Genomic DNA, 17,754 nt, shown 5'->3' on the forward strand with positions numbered 1-17,754 from the left:
ACTTAGGTTTAGGTTCTTTTAAGAATATCGAATATTTGTAAATCGAAATTTATAGTGAAAACTCTAACGGGATAGATTAATGATATGTAATTCTTAATAAAATATGCAATCTCTCTACAGTCGGAAATGAAGTGGGAATCTCATTTCCACATTTTTGGCTTTACCATCTACCTTAGCTGGAACCCATAAATAAGGATAGGCAGTTAAAACCCTTATGGCCTCTGCTGCCAAATGAGGAGAAATAGTTTCCGGATTAATGATAGCTACATCTTGCATTTTACCCTCTTCGTCCACTTTGAAGAAAAGATAAGCTATCCCCTGCTCCCCTCTCTTTCTAGCCTCTTTGGGATATTTTAAATTCTTGGCCAAATACTTATTCCAGCCTTCCATCCCACCAAATGGCACAGGTTGCTCTTCTTCAATTTTACTTCGGGACTTGCCTTCCTCATCAAAATATGCCTCTTCTATAACCTCCTCACTGAGCAGGAGCTTTTTGCTTTTGAGGGTTTCGTTTTCATAATACTCCTGAACAAAGGTTTTATTATCATCTACTAACTCGAGAAGCCTTCGAATATTTCCTGTCCCATAATAATCCGCATCATACACGGTCACTTCTTTATCTACTGCGGATTTAAGGGTATGTTTCTCGTGGATTAAAGTGGAATCCATACAGTATGTTTTGGCCACTGATTTTCCATAATCTTCGGTAGTCACTTTAAAATATACAGGTTCATAAGCCTTTACATCTTTGATCGGAACTTTATATTTATTCAGATATATAATCTCCTGTGCTGAGAGGGGGGAAATTACTGTAAATAGAATGATAGAAAAATAAAAGCGGGTTAGTATAATCGATGATCTTTTCATAATCTGAATTGGATGCCTAAAGTAAAAATTTTCCTTTGCCTAAAATATGTTGGATCAAAGTTAAAAAGCTTTTCCAATTTTGAAACTCAATAAACCGCAAAAAAAAATACCCCACATCAGTGGGGCATTCTCAGGTTAGCAAATTTTTCTTTTTACTGTTATATACTGTTTTATTATATCGATTTTCGGATTTTTTATCCTTCTATCTATTTTAGCTCACCAGTGAGGATTTATATGTTTTACTTCCAAAAATTTTTAAATCATCAGACCTATTTCTCATCTATTTCTATTATAATACTCCATAGCAGCAGGCATCATTTTATTCAGCTGCTCTATTCTTCTATTTGGACCGGGGTGAGTGGATAAGAATTCTGGTGGCCTTGAACCACCTCCAGCTTGAGCCTCCATTCTTTCCCAAAATCTTGGCGCCTCTCTTGGATCATAACCGGCTATCGCCATAAAAGTCAGACCGAGTTCATCAGCTTCCAGTTCTTGATCCCTAGAAAACTTAAGCATACCCACCTGACCTCCGTATCCTACGGCCTGAAGGAAAAGTGTCTGGGTGAGGGAAGGATTCTGTCCCATAGCTACCTGAAGCCCTCCTAGAAGTCCATTAGCGACCAGTCCCTGAGACATTCTTTCACGGGCATGGTTTGCAATGGCATGCGCCACCTCATGGCCCATGATCACCGCTATACCGGTTTCACCTTGGGTGATCGGCATGATCCCAGTATAAAAAGCTACCTTACCCCCTGGCATTGCCCAAGCGTTTATCTGATCACTTTCTAAAAGGTTAAATTCCCACGCAAAACCCTTTAACTCATCTGAATATCCCTGTTCATTAAGGTATATTTCTACTGCTTTAGCTATTCTGTTTCCTACTTTTACGACCTGTTGCCCTTCAGGTGTTTGGGTTACTACTTTACTTTCTGCCATTACCTGGCTATACTGATCATAGGACATGGGTAGAATTTCAGAGTTTCCGACAATGCTTAACTGCCTTCTGCCGCTGAGGGGAACCCTGGCGCATCCGTCAATAATAAGAACCATCGTTAGGAGAATTAGTATTTTCTTGGTCATAAAGTGTACATGATTTAATATCTATCGGATTACCAAAAAAAGTGCCATATTAAAACATGACCTTCCTTAATGACCTAAAAGTGGTTATCACTTAACCAAATACATAAAAATTACATTTTATCTACCTAGAACTGTACGAATTCATTCTAAATTCTATTATATTTAAAATTTAATGTCAATAGATAAAATTTATAAATCATGGGAATCTTTAAACAATTTTACAGAAAGCTTACTATTACTAAGCACTCTAAGTTTAAAGAAAACGAAAGTGATGAATTGCATAGATTGACCAGACTTCCTCGATTTACTGTTGGATATACTAATATTTTCTCCAAACCATTTAAATTTCATGATGCGCCGAGTTTTTTAGCCACCTATAGAGAACTATTTGTGGACGAACTCTATAAGTTCAATCCTAAAGTAAATGGTGGTGGGATAATTTTGGACTGTGGTGCCAATATGGGTTTAAGTGTATTGTATTTTTCTTCAAACTATCCTGATCATGAAATCATAGCTTTCGAACCAGAGGAAGCCATATTCAAAGTACTGGAAGAAAACGTCAAGACTTTTGGGTTAAAAAATGTGAGGCTGTATCAAAAAGCTGTCTGGACCAAAGAAGAAACACTGACTTTTCATTCTGACGGCGGCATGGGTGGCAGGGTGAACAATGTGTATAAGAAATCCGATCAGCCCATCAAAAAAGTAGAAACAGTAATACTGAAAGATTACCTTAGCGATAAAGTAGACTTTCTTAAAATAGACATAGAAGGAGCAGAAGTAGAAGTACTCAAAGCATGCAGGGGACATTTGGGACAGGTGCAACATCTGTTTTTCGAATACCACAATCATATCCATCAACCCCAGACACTCCATGAACTCTTGGCCCAGATGCAGGAAGAAGGGTTCAAATACCACATCAAAGAATCCAGTGCCAGGCGAAAACCTTTTGTCGATAAAAACATGCTCTGTGAAAACTTTGACATGGCCATTACCATATTTTGCTACAAAAATAATTAATCCAAAGTGTTCAATGATAAAGAACATCGTTTAATAAAATATATAATAGAATTAACATACCACTATGTTAAGCATTATCATTTGTTCTATAAATCCAGACTATCTTTCGGCCATTACTATAAGTATTGATCAGACAATAGGAGTGCCATATGAATTAATAGCTTTCAATAATAAAAATGATTCTAAAGGTATTACTACTGTGTATAATCAGGGAGTAGCTAAAGCAAAATACGAACATCTATGTTTTGTTCACGAAGATGTTAACTTTTGCACTAATGAATGGGGCAAGAAAATTATTGAGCAATTTAAAGATACAGATATTGGATTAATTGGTGTAGCTGGCAGTAAATATAAGGCCATGATTCCTTCAGGATGGAGGCCTGGGACAACTGGTAGATTTACTAAAATCAATATGATTCAGCATTTTAAATATTCAAATAAGACAAAAACTCATCAAAATATCAATTCTGAAAACGAATCATTATCACATGTAGCCTGCATAGACGGATTATTTTTTGCGAGCCGAAAGAGTATTTTGCAAAAAATACCATTTGATGAAGTAAATCTAAAAGGGTTCCATGGATATGATGTAGACATATCTATTGCTATTGGCCAACATTATAAAGTTGCAGTTACATATGATATATTACTTGAACATCTATCCGAGGGCAACTTAAACGCAGAATGGATTACCAGTACGCTGGTATTACATGAAAAATGGGGTTCAAAACTACCTATTGTTATAGGTGAAATATCGAAAATCGAAAAGATGAGATTAGAAATTAGAACCTTCAAAAATTTTTTAAAAATTTGCAAGAAGTTTTCTTTATTCCCTAAAGCATTTTATGCGTTGGAACTTAGTGGGATTAAGAAATCAAATTACCTCGCTTACCTAAGAATGAGAATAATGCTGTTCAATTATTATCCCCATAGGATTTTGGAAAGAAAAATATTCCAATAAATGGCCTAAATCAAATTATAACTATTTTGATTTTAATTTAAATATAAATTTTCACATGATCAGCATTATAATTTGTTCAGTTAGTTCTGAAAATCTTAAAAAAGTAACAGAGAGTATAGATAATACAGTTGGCATTCGAAATGAAATCATTGCTATAAATAATAATCACAATCCTCGCGGAATTACGGCTGTATACAATGAAGGTGTAAGGAAGGCCAATTACGATTATCTTTGCTTCGTACATGAAGATGTCATATTCAAATCAGTAGATTGGGGACAGAAATGCATTAATATATTACAAGATCAGAGCATTGGCATAGTTGGAATAGCCGGAGGAGGTTATAAATCATTAGCTCCATCGGGATGGGATTGCCAAGAATTACAAAACCCTTATAAGACTTCTCATTACATGGTTCAGGGGTACAAATATCAAAATAAATCTGATTATTTAGTTAACAATAATCCTACAGGAGAAAAATTAAACGAAGTTGTGGCTGTAGATGGAGTTTGGTTCTGTACTCGAAAAGAGGTAGCTGTAAAATATCCATTCGATGAAAAATTACTCAAAGGTTTTCATGGTTATGATATAGATTTTTCCCTCTCAGTAATACAAGAATACAAAATAGTAGTTACATTTGAAATCCTAATTAAACATTTATCAGAAGGAAATTTTGATAAAGAATGGTTGAATGCTATTCTAACTGTACATTCTAAATGGAATGCTCATCTACCTAAATACCTGCCGCAAATTAATACAGCAGAAATATTTAAAGCAGAAAAAGTAGCTTTTAAAAATATTATCGATAAAATGATAGCTTATAAGTATTCAAAAAAAGTTATACTTCAGATGATATTAAACAGTTATGCATCTCCATACATGAGTTTAAAGCTATTTTCAAAGATATATTTTTATTATCTAAAAAAAATATTAAATATAAAAATAAATAACAAAAAATTATTTTATCAAATTCTTTAACTATTTATTTAATTTCAATAAAATCATTTATCTATTTATAATTACAAGATTGAGTACAAATAAAGTATATCAATAGCTTTAATTTAATCACTACATTATTTATATTTATAAAAAAATATACTTTTATTACTTATAATTATAACATTTTCTATTCTTAAAAAATTAATTACTTGAATTATTTTTATTAACATCATAAAATATTTCAAATCACATTAAGGCTACCAAATAATATAGCTAGCCTTAACATGATACGATATTTATTTATGTTACTTGATTATTTTTTCATTATAAAGGAACATAAAAAGGTATGATCGCTTGACTATACCCCTAATTAATGCAGTTGCTCTTTCACTTACTCTAGTAGTATAAAAATGGTTAAAATTTGTATTGTTAGGCTGAATGTATAATTGGTGCATTGCAATTCTCCCTGTCGCTGCAGTAGGATAGGCATAAAACACAATACCTTCACGACTATATCCTGGCACAGTTGGCTCATCTCTTCCATACGATAATTATGCAGAGGAAGTTACTTAACTTGTATCATATCATTTGATTCAAGGATCCCATTTTTAAGATTACAAGAAAGAAGTGAAAAGCCATTGCATAAAAATGATTTGATAATTTATATTTTTCATATAGTTTGAATTATTAAAGGAAACTTGTTTACATTTTTTTTTAAAAATATTATTTAACAATATTCAACATAAATGAAATATCCCGTTTTTGATATATAAATATTACGAAACTAATACATACCACACCATTTTATTATATTTTTTTATATATTATATTTAGCAACTTTAATTTTAAACTCCGTAACCTATCATTCAACAAATACATAATTTAAACATCCTATATTAAAACTATTTTTAAATGAAAAATATAAAATTTATAATACAATTAAATTTTGTAAACATTACTTTTTCTATACTAAATGCTTTTATAGTATCTATAATTACATATTTAATAAATTAGAATACAAGGTTGATATAAAATTCTAATAGATAAATCAATTTTCACTATAGTATTACTCTTCAAATAAATATTATTCCTACCCAATCGTTCATAAAATAAATGATGACCAAATCCCAAAAAGGGTAAAAGTTAGCCGATATTGATACGCAGCTTGCTAAAAATTTTTATAAATGCGCTAAACCTAATAATAAAAAAGGATTAATAAAATTTACCTAAGTTTATCATATAAATATAATTGTTTAAATTTGCATGATCGTCTAAAATCCCAGTCTTATCATGATCAGTATAGTTATTTGCTCAATCCGACCCCACTACCTGGCTACAATTTCCGAAAATATTAAACATACTATAGGTGTACCTTACGAAATTATAGCTATCGAAAACAAAGTTAATCCGAAAGGATTGACTGCCGTCTACAATGAAGGAGTTCACAAAGCAAAATTTGAACATATTTGTCTTGTGCATGAAGATGTATTAATTACTACTCAGGATTGGGGGAAAACGATTCTAAAAATTTTTCAAGATCCTAAAATGGGTCTTGTAGGTGTAGCTGGATGTAGGCACAAACCAAGAATGCCTTCCGGATGGGGGGCACTTGGATTAGAGGTGAAACATATTAAAATAAATCTCATACAACATTTTAAAAGGACCCTCCAAGATCCCGTAACTCAATACTGGAATACAGAAAAAGAATCCATCTCCCAGGTGGCGTGCTTAGATGGAGTATTCTTATTAAGTAAAAAATCCATATTAAAGGAAATACCTTTTGATGAGACCACATTTAAAGGCTTTCACTGTTATGATTTAGACATTTCCTTCGCCATTGGTCGCCACTATAAAGTTGCAGTTACATATGATATCTTAATAGAACATTTTTCAGAAGGGCATACTGATTATAGTTGGATAAAAGATACGATGATATTACACAGAAAATGGCAGGAAGTTTTACCAATTACAATAGGCGAAATATCTAAAAAAGAAAAGGTTCGCTGTGAAAAAAAATCTTTCAAAAACTTAGCTGAATTGATGAGAGTTTATACTACAGCAGAGGAAGCTATTGAAGCTTTAAACTTGGGCCAATTAAGAAAATTAAATTTATTTGTATATTTAAGAATGTATTACAGAATAGTAAGGATTTTTTATTTGAAACAAAAACCAAATAATTAAATAATAGATAACATCGCATTACTCCATAAATTACAATTGACTTGCAGCTTACTTAATACTTTATTTCATATTTTTTAAAATTTAGTATATTATCCCGTAATGCCTCCAGGTTTTGATAACCCAACTCTTCGTCGGGTTCTAAATGGCATCCTTCTCCCCATTCATTCCATGCATTTATAAAAAGAAATTGTTTATTTGTCTCAAAGTGCTCAGCGGTATATTTACTTAGTCTCTTGACCCATAAACCAAATTTATCGGGTGTTGAATTTATGAATATCCTGGCGTGCTGGTCTCTCCTTGGAGAATTATCCCAGGATGGACAGGCACATCTATAGTAAGGATAGTCTGGAATCTCTCTCTGAGTCATATTCTCCATCATCTCCACATAATCATATACCCCATTTTCATAAACTCCATTTTGCTTAATACCTGAAACATGGAGAGATTTATGGAGAAGGTATTTTACCATATTTTTCTTATGGATTTTTTTACCCTGCATAGTTACATCAGGAGCAAACTCCATACCTGCATCAAAACCACTGGACATAGGATCTGATTCACATTTAAAGTTTTCCATTCGGATTAAATATAAATCTTCAAAACCGGCTTTTTTCGCTTCTTCTCTCCAAATAATAGTTGCCTCTTTTATGTTGGGATGTATTTCAGGGCGATAAACAAGAAAAACAGGTTTGTTATCTATTTTAATATATCTGGAATCTTTAAAGAAGGGAATAAGGTAATGGATATGGGCAAGATCATCTTCATCAGAATAATTTTGCTCTATTAGAATATCTTTTTCTTTGCCATCCCACCTTCTTGTCCAGTTTTCATTGGCCCAAGAAAGGCAAAATGGAAAATCGATTTCCTGAGCATCTAGCCACTGATGTATCGGGGTTTCTAGTAAAAGTTTGCCATTGAACCAATAGTGGTAAAAGCAGAAACCATAGATCCCATATTGTTTAGCTAGATTAGCCTGATCAGCCATCACATTTACGTCCGTCAAATCGTAATAATTACGATTAAGCGGGACATGCGGCTGATAGTGGTTTTCAAATACCGGTGAGGCTTTCTTTACATTTGTCCACTCAGTAAATCCTTCACCCCACCACTCATCATTTTCTTTGATTTGATGATATTGAGGCAGATATAGGGCAATAGGTTTAATGTCAGTTTTTTTAAAATTGCTCATTTTCTTCTGATGTGAATTGTTGCATCTCTACCAGTTTCCGGTAGATCCCTTCATTTAACAATAGATCCTGGTGGGTACCTTGCTCTATAATTTTTCCGTCTTCGAGGACGATAATCATGTCCGCGTTTTGGATAGTGCTCAGCCGGTGGGCGATTACCAGTGATGTACGGTTTTGCATCAACTTATTCAGTGCATCCTGTACCAGTTTCTCTGATTCTGTATCCAGTGCCGAGGTGGCTTCATCGAGCAGCATAATGGGCGGATTTTTCAGTACCGCTCTGGCTATACATAGTCGCTGCTTCTGACCACCGGATAGCTTCATGCCCCTGTCCCCTATATTGGTATCATATCCTTTTTCTGTCTGCAGGATAAAATCGTGTGCATTGGCTATCTTGGCCGCCGCTACTATTTCCTCCATACTGGCATCCGGATTGCCAAAAGCTATATTGTTTCGGATCGTATCATTAAACAGGATAGACTCCTGGTTTACTACTCCTATATGCTTTCTTAATGAATCCATGGTTACCTGCGTGATATCATGTCCATCCAGTGTGATCGTCCCTTCCTGTGGCTCTATAAATCGTGGTATGAGATCCATTAGGGTAGACTTTCCTCCCCCTGACGGACCGACGAGCGCTACTGTCTTGCCTTTTGGGATTATTATATTAATATTTTTTAAAACCTCCCTGCCCGGATAGGAAAAATACACCGATGAAAGTCTTATTTCTTTTTCAAAATGGGGTAATACTTTGGCTCCAGGGGCATCATTGATCTCCGGCTTCTCATCTATCAGCTGAAGTACCCTCTCTCCTGCTGCTATGCCTGAATGAACGGTGCTGAAGGATTCTGTGATGGCTTTGGCCGGACGCATTACCTGAGAAAAAATAGCAATATAGGCGATAAATTCGGAGGGGTTTAGCTGGGACTGGTTATCTATAATCAGTGAACCCCCGTATAGCACAATCAGAGCCACCATGGTCACCCCCAGAAATTCCGAGACCGGTGAACCCAACTGCTGGCGCTTTACCATCTTCTTGTTCAGCTCCGAATACTTCTCATTTTCTGTATGAAATTTATTCTTGATGCTATCCGTAGCATTAAATGCTTTAATGATTTTAATACCCGATAGCGCTTCATCCAAATAACTGATCATCACGCCCAGCATGTGCTGTGCTTCTGAAGCCTGGGCCTTTAGCCGCTTCACTATCCTAGCTATGGCAAATCCGGAAATAGGAATGATCAACATAGAAAATATGGTAAGCTCCACAGAGATTATAAAAAGCATTACTATATAGGCCAATAATTGTAATGGTTCTTTGAATACCACCTGAAGTGTACCTGTGACGCTGTATTGGACCACCTGCACATCCGAGGCAATTTTGGAAATAATGTCGCCTTTTCTCTGATTACTGAAAAAGCCGACATGCATGTTCATTACATTATCGAATACTGTCCTTCTAAGATTCAGTAAGGTATGAATGCGTAGATTTTCCATCACCCGCTGTGACAGGTAGCGGAAGACATTAGCCAGAAGTACAGATACCACTATGGTAGCACATACCACTTTCAATGCCCCCAAAGCACCGAACTCCAGATTGGCCTGCTGTGCATAATAATTAAAATACCCTATTACGTTAGTCCAGTTTTCAGGCCTGGGCGCCACTTCTGCGCCTTCGGTATTAAATAGCGTATTTAGCAAAGGGGCCAATAATGCCAGATTCAAGGTATTGAAAATCACTCCTAATATTGTAAAAATTAAATAAGGAATAGCAAATTTCTCTATTGGCTTGGCAAAGGAAAGTAATCTAAAATAGGTCTTCATTAATTATGCAAATATCAGGAGCAGCCCTGAGATGATTGATAAGGATAGGCAAGAATAACAGGACCATACTATTTATTGATCCATTTAATAATACATATGATCACAGCACCTATGTAAGATGAATATGAATACACAAAAATAGGTAAAAGAATTACGTTTTGAATGGTTTTATATATTTTATACTGCTACACACTTCTAAAGAAATTAGCAATTTCCATCAATTACAGCTCTGGACGGAAATCCTTAACTCATAAGAACTACTCAATCAAAAAATCACTTTTATAGTAATTGAATCAAGAAATGTTTATTTTTTTATTTAGAAAGCATGGCTTAAAAATTAAATTCTGAATCCACCTTTATCTGGTTTAGCCTGATAAGCAAATCATTATGATAGCCTATTCAACGTATAGAATATAATTTTGCTTTCAAAGGTCATATCTTCCCCCGTGCTGAAGATTTCACTCATGTTTAATCATCCCATTGTGTGAAGTTTGCTGCATGCTCAATTTTATAAGTTATACAAATACCCTTGATATTGCCCGTTTTCCTGTAGCATTTTTTCCCATTCGTAAAAATGCTACAGGATCATGCCGCCATCTGTCTACAGGTTGTAGCACATTTTCTACATGCAGCCGCACATTCTTGGAAGGGAATACTTAGGTAATTATCACATTCTTGAGCACAATTTTCACATATTTCAGCACAAATTTTACATATCTCTGTAGAAAATTCATCTTCTTTGATCATAAATGAGACTGCTGCCCTGCATATTTCAGCACAATACATGTCTAATTCTATGCATCTGGCCATATTAGCCATATCAAGTTGCTTAAGACATGCCGTAGCCGCAAGATCGCAGTAGAAAGCGCAATCGTTGCAAGCGGCTATACAATCTTGGTAATTAATTTTAACAATCATAAAAATGAATTTAACACATACATATATGTATTAAATATACAAATTATAAACCAAATCTAATCTTTATTGCGCGTATATATCAATCTAAATTTCCCTTTCTGATTTTCTCTTTGTTCTACTTCAAATTTATCGATAGAACTGATAAGAGGAGTAAGCTTCTGGAAACCATAATTTCTGGAGTCAAAATTTGGCTGCTTTTTTTGCAGTAAATTTCCTACGTCCCCCATAAAAGCCCAACCGTCATCATCAGCAAGATCTGCTATAGTAGCTGAAATGAGTTTTATGACCTTTGGGGTGATTTTGTCTACATCGCTTTTTTGGAGCTCCTCTTTAGAAATCTCTTTGTCATCAGTTTTATTTCTCTGCTTAAGTATCTCGATATATATAAATTTATCACAGGCTACGATAAACGGATCAGGGGTTTTCTTTTCTCCCAATCCAAATACCATCATCCCTGCTTCCCGTAGTCGTGTAGCTAACCGGGTAAAATCACTGTCACTTGAGACCAGGCAAAAGCCATTCACCTTTTCAGAATAAAGAATATCCATCGCATCTATGATCATGGCAGAATCAGTTGCGTTTTTACCTGTGGTATAGCCATACTGCTGTATAGGGGTAATCGCATTTTCAAGAAGAATGGTCTTCCATTTAGCTAAGTGGGGTTTTGTCCAGTCCCCATAAATACGTTTGATGGTAGGGTTACCATATTTAGCTATTTCTTCTAACATCTCTTTGACATAGGCTGAAGGAATATTGTCGCCATCAATTAATACTGCAAGTTTCAGATCCATTATTTGGTAATTATTTTATTGAATAGTGGGTAGTATAGGAAGAATGTTACGGATATTTACCTAAAGATACACAATCACTCATAAACCTTCGACAAGCATTTGTGTTTTAAAAAAATGAATAACCAGATACCGATAGTCAGTTTGTCCTTTTTCACCTATTCCATTCGCGACCAATTTTGGGCGTTAAAACAAATGCAGCAATCAAAAACAATCAGATACAAGCTTCATGGAACTTCCTTTGCCAAACTGTTAGGAACCGGTGGGGGCAAATTCGGATTTTCCATAAAACCAGATTTCAGTACTTATGCACTTCTATGTGTATGGAAAAATGCAGCTGAAGCAAAAACCTTGGAATCTCACCATATTTTCACTCAATTAAAAGGAAAAAGTCATACTTCAGAAACCTATTATATGGCCTGCACACAGTCTCATGGTGCATGGGACGGCGTAAACCCACTGGTACCAGCCGTAGAATACCAATCGGGGCCTATGTTTACCCTTACCAGAGCCAGTTTATCCGCAGCTAAATTATTAGCCTTTTGGACCCACGTACCTGCCACCACCCGAGCTTTAGAAAAATCAAATGGTTTACTATTTTCCAAGGGAGTAGGTGAACTCCCCATCATCGAACAGGCTACATTCAGCCATTGGGAAAACTCCGAAAGCATGCTAAATTTTGCCTATAAATCCGAACATACCCAAGTACTGATCAAAGCAAAAAAACAAAATTGGTTTAAAGAAGAGTTGTTCGCCAGATTTATACCTGTTAATTTGGAAGATTGGTAGCCTATACGACATAGCATGTTTACAAAAACCCGAATTGCTCCTACTCCCAGCGGCTATTTACATTTGGGAAATGTCTTTAATTTTCTAATTACCGCTGCTCTCGCCAGACAAAATAAGGCTACTATTCTACTTAGAATAGACGATCTGGACCAGTCAAGAACTAAAAGGAAGTACATAGAAGATATATTTACCACACTCCGCTTTCTAGAAATACCCTGGGATGAAGGCCCCACTGATATCCTGGATTTTCAAAAAAACTGGACTCAACATAACAGAATATCACTATACCAGGATACCCTGAATAGTTTGGTCATTAAAAACCAACTCTTTTCATGTAACTGTAGCCGTAAAAAAGTAGGCCGAGAAAGCAGGGACCTATCCTATCCCGGTATTTGCCTCTCAAAAAACCTAAGTCTAAAAGAAAAAGATAGAAACTGGAGAATCAAAATCGCTATGGGGGAAGTAGCTGATGTAAAACAAATTGGGGGAACCATCATTCCTTCCCGACTCCCTCCTGCCCTTCAGTATTTCATTGTAAAAAAGAAAGATGGACTGCCTGCTTACCAATTGGCTTCTGTCATCGATGATATTTACTTTGGGGTAGATACCATAATCAGGGGTAAAGACCTTCAAAGTTCCACTATAGCGCAGATTTTACTGGCAGATAAAATTCACCATAACCAGTTTAAAGATACCGCATTTTACCATCATCCACTCATCATGGCAAGCCAACACTTAAAGCTCTCCAAATCCGCCGGAAGCACCTCTATATTTTATATGCGTCAACATGGGGTAACTAAGGCCGCCATATATCAGGAGATAAGCAGGTTACTTCTATTACCCGAACTGATTTCTGATTTTAATGATTTTGTTCAACTTTTTAATAGAGGCATAATATTGAATAATAATTTAATCCTCAAAAAATAAAGTAGCTCAGAATGGATGATATAATGAGTAAAACTTTACAAAAACTTTCCTACATGCATATATCTATGCACATGATATAGGCTAGGATCAAATAGAACTATAAAAAAAAATTAAGCCACGAATTACTCCGTGGCTTAAAATAAAAGGGTGACCGCCATTTCAATACCTGGCGGGAGCTCCCTTGGCAGGTGTAGCTTTGAGGATAAACTGTCTAATATCTTCATTGGATGTGGCTAGATCTTCTGCCCTTAAATACATCATATGTCCACTCCTGTATCCTTTCCAGTCAAGTCTGTCCTGAAGTTTTCCACTCGGATCCATCTGCCACATAGAATACTTGGCATTAAAATAGTCTGTCCCTCCATCAAAATATCCAGATTGTATCATCACATGAAGATATGGATTTTGGGCCATGGCCTGTCTCAGATTATCGCCTGTTCTATCTCCGGACCTATCCCATGGGTGCACTGGTCCAAACAGGTTATAAGTAAGGTCAGTTTCAAATTTCAGGCTGTTTCTGACATAGTGGTTCATTGCAGGGGCAAAAGCATGATTCCAGGCTGTCAGTGCCGGATCGAAATCCGGACGGTCACCTGTGCCTGTCTTATCTATGCCTCTATACCTACTGTCAAGCCTGCCTATAGTCAATCCTTGATCTCTTAAGAGTTCTTTCCAAAAAAAGTTGGTAGGGACAGCAAGGTTATGCTCCATAATCACTTTTTCTGAAAGACCTGAATATTTGGATATCTGCCGGGCGAGTTCCCTTTTTCTATCTTCCTCAATAAATCCACCCTTGACCATGGCTGGGATAAACTCATTGATAGTAAACGTTTCCACTTCTGGCAGTAGGTCTTCGAGATCTCTATTTTGAAGAGACTTATCTAAAGCGTTATGATACCAGGCAGTGGCGGCATAGTATGGTAGGTAGTTGGCAGCAGCTACAGGCCCGCTTCGGTCTATACCCAGAGTGGTAGGAGACACTAAAATCACTCCATTGAAATACATCCAGTGTGAATTCTGGAGCTGATTTACCATGCCGGCTACCCGTGTAGTACCATAGCTTTCTCCTATCAGGTACTTGGGAGAAGCCCACCTGTTCTGCCTGGTGACAAATGTATTTACCCAGTCAGATAGGTATTCAATATCAGCGTTGACACCGAAAAACTTCTTACGGTCTCCATCTTTATCCAGCATGCGTGAATACCCAGTATTTACTGGATCTACATACACAATATCGGCTACATCCAAAATCGAATGCGGATTGGCTCGGGTACCGTATGGCTGCGTAGGATTACCTTCGTCATCCATATTCAAAAGTACGGGGCCCGTATAAGCGATGTGCATCCAAATAGAAGCCGATCCCGGTCCACCATTAAAAGAAATGACCAAAGGTCTATTCGCCATATCACTGATATCAGTTCTTTCATAGTAAGTATAAAACAGAGAAGCTATAGGCTCACCTGCTTCATCCCAAACCGGCTGTGTACCGGCAGTAGCCCTATACGGAACACGGTTGCCTTTTATAGTGACAGTATGGGTGCTGGATACAGCGGATTCGACTTCGATTTTTCTGCCTTGTCCCAATGCTATAGAAGTCATCGTGACAAGACAAACAACAAACAGAAAACATTTTTTCATATTTTTACTTTTCAGCTTTTAGTTCGTAATCAGTACTTATGGCATGCTTTAATTAGATGAAGGAAGATATGTGTTATAAATAGCTAAGTCTAGAAAAATATGATAAGCGGAAGGAAAAATAAATTTAACCATCAATTTTCCCGTTTACATGCTACAATGGTCTACCATGTTGATAATGGTTTATATAAAAAACCTTTCCCAATAAATTTAACTTATTTAAGGTTTCCTACATCCACCGTTAAGGGGCTCCATTATGCAGAAAGATATTGAAATTCAAGATTTTCTGTTCAAGGTAAGGTCATATAAAAAAACCCTCAGTAGAAAACTACCAAGGGTAAAAAAAAAAACATATCGTAAAAAAATTAGTGCTTTACTTCTAAATGATCTAAAAATGAAAACCTGGAGGCATTGCTTATATATTCTGGTACTATCGTCTTCATGTGACTTACCAGCGCCACATCGGAGTTCTTTTTCAACAGCAATTTAAATGCATCTATTTGGGTCACAATAGATTCAAAATGTACATGCGAAACTTTTGCGATCATAATCTTTGGATGGTGAGTGGAGACCACTTCTTCCTTCACATTCAATAACTCTTCATATAATTTCTCGCCTTGTCGGAGTCCGCTGAATTCGATTTTTATATCTCTATCCACTACCTTACCGCTTAATTTAATCATCTTTTTGGCAAGGTCTACTATTTTGACAGGTTCTCCCATATCGAATACGAATATCTCCCCACCATTACCCATAACCCCTGCTTCCAGTACCAGCTGACAAGCTTCAGGTATGGTCATAAAATAGCGGGTAATATCAGGATGAGTTACAGTAACCGGTCCTCCTCTTTGAATCTGGTTTTTAAATAGCGGTATGACCGAGCCATTAGATCCCAATACATTACCGAATCTGGTGGTCACAAATTTAGTTCTTTTGGCACCTGTTCCTTCCAAAGCATCATTTAATGACTGCACATACATCTCAGCTATTCTTTTGGAAGCTCCCATTACATTTGTCGGATTGACAGCTTTATCCGTGCTGATCATCACAAACTTTTCTACGTGATTGGAAACAGCGAGATCTGCCAGATTTTTGGTACCAAGGATATTACATTTTACAGCTTCTTCAGGATAAGCTTCCATCATTGGAACGTGCTTATAAGCGGCTGCATGGTATATGATCTGCGGTCTGTATTTGGTAAGAATCTTAGCGATAGATTTCCTCTTTCTGATATCCCCCAATAGCGTTACAATCTGCGTAGGAAGGTTCAAAGCATTCATTTCCTGCTGAAGATTATATAATGCCGACTCGGACTGGTCTAACATGATCACTTTCTCAGGCTGATAATGAGCAATCTGCTGAACCAGCTCACTCCCTATAGATCCTGCTGCTCCAGATACCAGTACTACTTTACCGAAGAGGTCCTCCTTGACCCTACTATTGTCCAGATCTATCGATTCCCTAGAAAGAAGGTCTTCTATTTTGACTTCTCTTATACCATTGGGCATCAGGCTCCCATTTATCCACTCGTTTACAGGCGGAATAATGGTAGCATGTATCCCTAAGCTCAGACATTCGTCTATAATCTGCCTTTTTCTATTCGAGGATAGCTTCTGCACGGAAATCACCAGTTCCTGCACATTATATTTTTGTACTATTTCTGGGAGCATTTGCAGTCCCATGTATATTTTAGCACCTGAAAGTTTTTTACCGGCCTTATTGATATCATCATCTAAAAATGCAACTACCCTTTTCTTTACTTTATTATCATTGGCAAAAATACTCTGTGCGAGAATACCTGCTTCACCGGCTCCGAACACTACTATAGGTGTGACATCTTTCTCATTTTTCTTAATGTATCCAAATAGCTCCTTTATTACCATTCTATATAAAATCAACCAGAATAAGGCTATCCCAGAAGCGATCATCAATACAGCAAAAGATATGATCCATCCCGCATCTAATAAGTAATAGGATATAATATTAGCTCCAGTTAATAAAAGGAAGTTTATACCGATCATTTTTGATAGGATCAAACCATCCCGCACGCTGGTATGGCGTACTATCCCCATGTAGCTTTTGGTAATGATCATGGAAAGGCAGCCTGTAAGGATAAACCATACAACCCCTTTTACAAGTGCTACCTGATTAAAATGAACGATTTCAAAATTGAACCTTAATAGGAAGCCTAATAAGATGGCATAAGATAAAACAATGCCGTCCAATAGCGCTATTACCCATCTGGGAAGAATATTTATTTTTTGAAGGAAGCCCATATGCTAAAAATTAATATGTTAAAGTTCAAATACTTGTTTTTGCATTTCAAATATAAATAAAAACTTTTCATAAAATGCATAAAGCTGTATAAATAATTAATTAAAAATAAATCTTATATCATTAAAACTACCAGAATACCGCCATATTCACCCCTTAACCTATTGAATATTAAGGTATTAATTTAAAACATGTCTTTTTTTGAACGAGTATTTCTTTTTAAATAAATTTTCAAAATTTAAAAGTTGGTTTGGTTAACCACTCTTTATCTAAAAATACAATTTAATAATCCAAAATGAATATTTTCCATGAAGTGGATAACATGAACATTAAAAAAAGCCTTTTCCAAAAGGGAAAAGGCCTAAGTAT

14 protein-coding genes are annotated in these 17,754 nt (G+C 36.1%); 6 read left to right on the forward strand and 8 right to left on the reverse strand.

Features of this window, described 5'->3' with window-relative positions:
• Positions 1–114 precede the first annotated feature (114 nt).
• Together EL17_RS22500 and EL17_RS03120 are read right to left on the reverse strand one after the other, a co-directional pair.
• Entirely contained in the window at positions 115–867 is a 753-nt protein-coding gene (locus tag EL17_RS22500; protein WP_051719780.1) for an energy transducer TonB, read from the reverse strand.
• Between the two features lie 276 nt (positions 868–1,143).
• Positions 1,144–1,947, reverse strand: a complete 804-nt coding sequence (locus tag EL17_RS03120) for a M48 family metallopeptidase (RefSeq protein WP_035069987.1) — start codon at positions 1,945–1,947, stop codon at positions 1,144–1,146.
• Positions 1,948–2,145: 198 nt separating this feature from the next.
• Between EL17_RS03120 and EL17_RS03125 the strand changes: the two genes are divergently transcribed.
• The 3 genes from EL17_RS03125 (at position 2,146) to EL17_RS03135 (ending at position 4,901) form a co-directional block, all read left to right on the forward strand.
• Complete coding sequence (locus EL17_RS03125; RefSeq protein ID WP_035069989.1) at positions 2,146–2,964, forward strand: FkbM family methyltransferase; 819 nt, start codon at positions 2,146–2,148, stop codon at positions 2,962–2,964.
• A 64-nt stretch (positions 2,965–3,028) separates the two neighbouring features.
• The gene (locus EL17_RS03130) at positions 3,029–3,925 is read left to right on the forward strand and encodes a glycosyltransferase (RefSeq protein ID WP_051719781.1); all 897 of its coding nucleotides are present in this window, start codon (positions 3,029–3,031) and stop codon (positions 3,923–3,925) included.
• A gap of 55 nt (positions 3,926–3,980) precedes the next feature.
• Positions 3,981–4,901 carry a glycosyltransferase gene (locus tag EL17_RS03135; RefSeq protein ID WP_035069991.1) on the forward strand — a complete coding sequence of 307 codons (921 nt, stop codon included), beginning with the start codon at positions 3,981–3,983 and terminating at the stop codon, positions 4,899–4,901.
• A 266-nt stretch (positions 4,902–5,167) separates the two neighbouring features.
• Here EL17_RS03135 and EL17_RS24460 read toward each other — a convergent pair whose 3' ends face one another.
• Entirely contained in the window at positions 5,168–5,386 is a 219-nt protein-coding gene (locus EL17_RS24460; protein ID WP_449371674.1) for a hypothetical protein, read from the reverse strand.
• A gap of 766 nt (positions 5,387–6,152) precedes the next feature.
• Here EL17_RS24460 and EL17_RS03140 point away from each other — a divergent pair.
• Positions 6,153–7,043 (forward strand): glycosyltransferase, encoded by an 891-nt coding sequence (locus tag EL17_RS03140; RefSeq protein WP_051719782.1) that lies wholly within the window; start codon positions 6,153–6,155, stop codon positions 7,041–7,043.
• A 52-nt stretch (positions 7,044–7,095) separates the two neighbouring features.
• On the opposite strand, the gene EL17_RS03145 is transcribed toward EL17_RS03140, so the two are convergent.
• The 3 genes from EL17_RS03145 to EL17_RS03160 form a co-directional block, all read right to left on the reverse strand.
• Positions 7,096–8,232, reverse strand: coding sequence for a glycosyltransferase WbsX family protein (locus EL17_RS03145; protein ID WP_035069993.1), 1,137 nt, complete (start codon positions 8,230–8,232; stop codon positions 7,096–7,098).
• Positions 8,219–10,054, reverse strand: a complete 1,836-nt coding sequence (locus tag EL17_RS03150; protein WP_035069995.1) for an ABC transporter ATP-binding protein — start codon at positions 10,052–10,054, stop codon at positions 8,219–8,221. The genes EL17_RS03145 and EL17_RS03150 overlap by 14 nt, the downstream gene beginning before the upstream one ends.
• A gap of 974 nt (positions 10,055–11,028) precedes the next feature.
• Positions 11,029–11,763 (reverse strand): NYN domain-containing protein, encoded by a 735-nt coding sequence (locus EL17_RS03160; RefSeq protein WP_035069999.1) that lies wholly within the window; start codon positions 11,761–11,763, stop codon positions 11,029–11,031.
• Positions 11,764–11,877: 114 nt separating this feature from the next.
• Between EL17_RS03160 and EL17_RS03165 the strand changes: the two genes are divergently transcribed.
• Together EL17_RS03165 and EL17_RS03170 are read left to right on the forward strand one after the other, a co-directional pair.
• Positions 11,878–12,549, forward strand: a complete 672-nt coding sequence (locus EL17_RS03165) for a hypothetical protein (protein ID WP_035070001.1) — start codon at positions 11,878–11,880, stop codon at positions 12,547–12,549.
• Between the two features lie 15 nt (positions 12,550–12,564).
• Positions 12,565–13,476, forward strand: coding sequence for a glutamate--tRNA ligase family protein (locus EL17_RS03170; protein ID WP_035070003.1), 912 nt, complete (start codon positions 12,565–12,567; stop codon positions 13,474–13,476).
• Positions 13,477–13,635: 159 nt separating this feature from the next.
• Here EL17_RS03170 and EL17_RS03175 read toward each other — a convergent pair whose 3' ends face one another.
• Together EL17_RS03175 and EL17_RS03180 are read right to left on the reverse strand one after the other, a co-directional pair.
• Complete coding sequence (locus tag EL17_RS03175; RefSeq protein ID WP_035070005.1) at positions 13,636–15,114, reverse strand: S10 family peptidase; 1,479 nt, start codon at positions 15,112–15,114, stop codon at positions 13,636–13,638.
• A gap of 362 nt (positions 15,115–15,476) precedes the next feature.
• Complete coding sequence (locus tag EL17_RS03180; RefSeq protein WP_035070007.1) at positions 15,477–17,387, reverse strand: polysaccharide biosynthesis protein; 1,911 nt, start codon at positions 17,385–17,387, stop codon at positions 15,477–15,479.
• Positions 17,388–17,754 lie beyond the last annotated feature (367 nt).

It is taken from the genome of Anditalea andensis, assembly GCF_000714815.1.
GTDB classification, from domain to species: domain Bacteria; phylum Bacteroidota; class Bacteroidia; order Cytophagales; family Cyclobacteriaceae; genus Anditalea; species Anditalea andensis.

Coding starts and splice junctions, on each gene's coding strand:
- EL17_RS22500 (WP_051719780.1), bottom strand. CDS start 867: ATGAAAAGATCATCGATTATACTAACCCGCTTTTATTTTTCTATCATT.
- EL17_RS03120 (WP_035069987.1), bottom strand. CDS start 1,947: ATGACCAAGAAAATACTAATTCTCCTAACGATGGTTCTTATTATTGAC.
- EL17_RS03125 (WP_035069989.1), top strand. CDS start 2,146: ATGGGAATCTTTAAACAATTTTACAGAAAGCTTACTATTACTAAGCAC.
- EL17_RS03130 (WP_051719781.1), top strand. CDS start 3,029: ATGTTAAGCATTATCATTTGTTCTATAAATCCAGACTATCTTTCGGCC.
- EL17_RS03135 (WP_035069991.1), top strand. CDS start 3,981: ATGATCAGCATTATAATTTGTTCAGTTAGTTCTGAAAATCTTAAAAAA.
- EL17_RS03140 (WP_051719782.1), top strand. CDS start 6,153: ATGATCAGTATAGTTATTTGCTCAATCCGACCCCACTACCTGGCTACA.
- EL17_RS03145 (WP_035069993.1), bottom strand. CDS start 8,232: ATGAGCAATTTTAAAAAAACTGACATTAAACCTATTGCCCTATATCTG.
- EL17_RS03150 (WP_035069995.1), bottom strand. CDS start 10,054: ATGAAGACCTATTTTAGATTACTTTCCTTTGCCAAGCCAATAGAGAAA.
- EL17_RS03160 (WP_035069999.1), bottom strand. CDS start 11,763: ATGGATCTGAAACTTGCAGTATTAATTGATGGCGACAATATTCCTTCA.
- EL17_RS03165 (WP_035070001.1), top strand. CDS start 11,878: ATGAATAACCAGATACCGATAGTCAGTTTGTCCTTTTTCACCTATTCC.
- EL17_RS03170 (WP_035070003.1), top strand. CDS start 12,565: ATGTTTACAAAAACCCGAATTGCTCCTACTCCCAGCGGCTATTTACAT.
- EL17_RS03175 (WP_035070005.1), bottom strand. CDS start 15,114: ATGAAAAAATGTTTTCTGTTTGTTGTTTGTCTTGTCACGATGACTTCT.
- EL17_RS03180 (WP_035070007.1), bottom strand. CDS start 17,387: ATGGGCTTCCTTCAAAAAATAAATATTCTTCCCAGATGGGTAATAGCG.